Raw genomic sequence first — 3107 nt, 5'->3', positions numbered from 1 at the left:
TGTCAATTTGGATTTATAAAAGCCAGGTATCGAGGTTTGAAGAAGAATGACAATAAACTGTCTACTTTATTTGCCCTGGCGAATATTGTTCGACTGGATCAAATGATCCGGGCACAGGGTTAGTCCGCCCTGAAGTCACGAAAGTGGCTAAATATCATACAAATAAGGGGTTGAGACCTCTGATTTCAGTCCTACTTCGAACTCGATTCAAGAAGGGAAGTAAATTAGAGGTTATTCGCAGGTTCCCTATACCTACAATGCAGGTCAGCAAACCCAGTATCAGATGTACCTTTATGAGATGCTGGATCGTTGTATCCCCATTATTAATAATTACCGTGCTTTTGCCTTAACAGAAGACAAATTTAAAACCACTCATCTCTTGCGTCGCCACGGTATCAATACACCGGATTACTGTCTGTGCCGTCATAACAATCTGGATGCGTTGCGCGCCAGTATGGTCGACTGGGGTGGCCGGGCGGTTTACAAACCCACTGATGGTTGGGGTGGAACCGGCATTGTTCGTCTGGATAATGAAAGTGCTCTGGACATGCTTCAGCCTTTTATTAACAAAATTGATATCCAGCACTTCTTTGTTGAGCGTTTTGTTCAGAATGATCACACCGATTTCCGTATTGATGTGGTCGATGGGGAATACGTTGGCTGTTATGGCCGAAAAGCGCCTGAAGACGATTGGAAAACCAATATCACCAGTGGTGGCAGCGTGATTCTGCGCGAGCCAAATGAAGAGGTCATTCAACTGGCCATCAAGGCAGCAAAAGTCACAGGGCTGGAAATTGCGGGTGTTGACCTGATTTATGATCAGGAGCGTGAAGAGTATGTTGTGCTGGAAGTGAACGGCATTCCTGCTTTTGCGACACCTGAGCAGGAAGAGCTGGGTCTGAATTTCAATGACCGCAAGATAGAAAAGATCGTTGATCTGATTGAAAGAAAAGTCACCATGAAAAAACTGGTTAATCTGGATGTTAGCCCTGCTGTAGAAGAGGTGATCCATGCCGCATAAGTCAGCCTTGAGCACAGCTAAAAAAAGTAAACTGCCCAAACTGGGTCTTTTGTATCTGGATCATGTGTTGCGCTTTTTTGACAAGTCCAACTTCAAGGGTTGGCCCGATAAGATAGAAACCGTCGTCTATCACTGGGGCAATGATAAAGAGCGCTTCATTAAAGAAGTCAAGCGCAAGAAGATTGAAGTGCTGATTGGTAATATTCCTGCCACGGCCTATGAAACCTTCCGGGAAATTGCCAGAGAGCTTCCTGAGGTGCAGTTTGTGCCTTCCATGGATGCCCAGTTTGCTAACAAGTCCAAGGAAAACGTGACTCACTTTTGTGAGAAGTACAATCTTCCGATTCCTAAAACCAGAATCTTCTACGATCAGGATGAGGGCAGGGCGTTTCTGAGGAACACTGAGTACCCGAAAATCATCAAGCGTTCCTATGGACCTTCTAACTACGGTGGTTACTACGTTCATAAAGTCGACAGTGAAATTGAAGCCCTTGAATTGATGGCAGAGAAGAAATATTACCCGCTGTATATCCAGGACTTCGTACCCATGAAGGCGGATATCCGGGTGATGTTGATCGGTCACAAGCCAGTTTGTGCATTCTGGCGTCGTCCGCCGGAAGGTGAGTGGCTGACCAATACTTCCCAGGGTGGCAGCATGGACTACATGAATGTTCCCAAAGAAGCACTGGAAATAGCGGTTCGTGCTTCCAAGGCGGCCAATGCTGAATACTGGGCCTGTGATGTGGCCGTAAGTTATGACGATCAGTACAGCATTCTGGAATGTGCCACCGCCTTTGCTGCATTCCCGTATATTCGTGACTGGATTGGTCAGTACCTGATGTGGAAACTGTCTGCAGGAAGAATGCGCTGCCCTCATATCCCTCTTTATAACTGGGAAGAGCTGGGCAAAATCTCTTCTTCTGTTCTGAGAACCATGAGGCACATTCATTTTGGTCGTGCCGCTGAAGCCCAGGCCATGACCGATACGGCTGAAACCTTTACCCGAATGGATAAAGAAGGTTATCCCATCGTAGATACTCATGATCGTTATGAGGAAGAATGGCCCAGTGAAGTCTGGAATCGTCAGGATAATTACCGTACCCAACCGATCAGTTCTGAACAATCGGTAGAGACTGTGGATCAGTTGCAGGCATTGGATACAGGTATTGAAGATACAACAACATCCGTTCACTAATTACTGTTGAACAGTTGTTGAATTGATCAAAGGGTGAAGGCCATGCTTTCACCCTTTTTTGTATAAGAATTATTCACCCTTGAAGATGTGATAAGGCACTCCTTCGCTGAAGGCTGAATGATTTGTGGGAATTTCATCATTCTGTTGTTGGGAAAGTCACCCGGAAAAGGTACAGTTAGACAACAACAAACAAAAACGATCTGGCTGTATTTTTTGTAATCAAAACAATCGTTTGTAGACATTTTTCAGTCCAAGCCATTGAGTTCGTACAGTCCAGAATGTTTCATCATAACTACAAGCCTATGGCCTATGAAACAACAGTACATTTCCTATCAGGAAACCATCGATTTCCTTAAGCAAGCCATGGGGGAGCACCCCGACCTGATACGTCTCCATAGTATTGGAGATACCTGGGAAGGTCGGCCCATCATGATGGTGACCATCTCTCAGGACGTGGCTTATGCCGATGAAAAACCCGCTCTTTTATACACCGGTACTATTCATGCCCGAGAGTGGATTGGCATAGAGCTGGCGAATAAGTTTGTCCGCTATATCATTGAAAACTATAAAACCAACCCACGACTACTCCAGGCACTGACCCGAAACACCCTGTACATGGTCCCCTGTCTGAATCCCGATGGGTTTGAATCTCTACGGGTCATATTCCCCGCAGCTTGCTGCGTTTCTGCGGCATTAGCCGCAGCATGAACTTGTGACTACATTTTGTGGATGGCTAAAAGTAGGTTCATCCACAAATCCCACAATGTCACTGTTCTTATGTATCACTTGGTCTGTCCAGCAAAGTATCGAAGAGTGGTCTTTAGCGATGAAGTAGACAAGACGTTGAAGGAGGTATGCTTGGCTATCTCAGAGCGTTATGAAATTTACTTC

The 3107-nt window shown here is 45.6% G+C and carries 4 protein-coding genes and 1 pseudogene; all 5 read left to right on the top strand.

Going from position 1 to position 3107, the window contains the following annotated elements; genetic code table 11:
• Positions 1-123 (top strand): annotated as a pseudogene (locus WG89_RS32490) (IS5/IS1182 family transposase); the annotation flags it as partial.
• A 160-nt stretch (positions 124-283) separates the two neighbouring features.
• Positions 284-1021 carry an ATP-grasp domain-containing protein gene (locus WG89_RS27830; RefSeq protein ID WP_062270958.1) on the top strand — a complete coding sequence of 246 codons (738 nt, stop codon included), beginning with the start codon at positions 284-286 and terminating at the stop codon, positions 1019-1021.
• Entirely contained in the window at positions 1011-2216 is a 1206-nt protein-coding gene (locus WG89_RS27825) for an ATP-grasp domain-containing protein (RefSeq protein ID WP_079254100.1), read from the top strand. The genes WG89_RS27830 and WG89_RS27825 overlap by 11 nt, the downstream gene beginning before the upstream one ends.
• 309 nt (positions 2217-2525) lie before the next feature.
• Positions 2526-2924, top strand: coding sequence for a M14 family zinc carboxypeptidase (locus WG89_RS27820; protein ID WP_062270955.1), 399 nt, complete (start codon positions 2526-2528; stop codon positions 2922-2924).
• Positions 2925-2945: 21 nt separating this feature from the next.
• A partial coding sequence (locus tag WG89_RS29855) for a transposase (RefSeq protein ID WP_172806781.1) occupies positions 2946-3107 on the top strand: 162 nt, incomplete at its 3' end.

It is taken from the genome of Endozoicomonas arenosclerae (genome assembly GCF_001562015.1).
Classification (GTDB): domain Bacteria; phylum Pseudomonadota; class Gammaproteobacteria; order Pseudomonadales; family Endozoicomonadaceae; genus Endozoicomonas_A; species Endozoicomonas_A arenosclerae.
Note: the sequence above shows the minus strand (reverse complement) of the source record. Positions and strands in the feature narration are given on the sequence as shown.

Excerpts from the sequence above, each read along its gene's own strand:
- WG89_RS27830 (WP_062270958.1), top strand. The coding sequence starts at position 284 with ATGTACCTTTATGAGATGCTGGATCGTTGTATCCCCATTATTAATAAT.
- WG89_RS27825 (WP_079254100.1), top strand. The coding sequence starts at position 1,011 with ATGCCGCATAAGTCAGCCTTGAGCACAGCTAAAAAAAGTAAACTGCCC.
- WG89_RS27820 (WP_062270955.1), top strand. The coding sequence starts at position 2,526 with ATGAAACAACAGTACATTTCCTATCAGGAAACCATCGATTTCCTTAAG.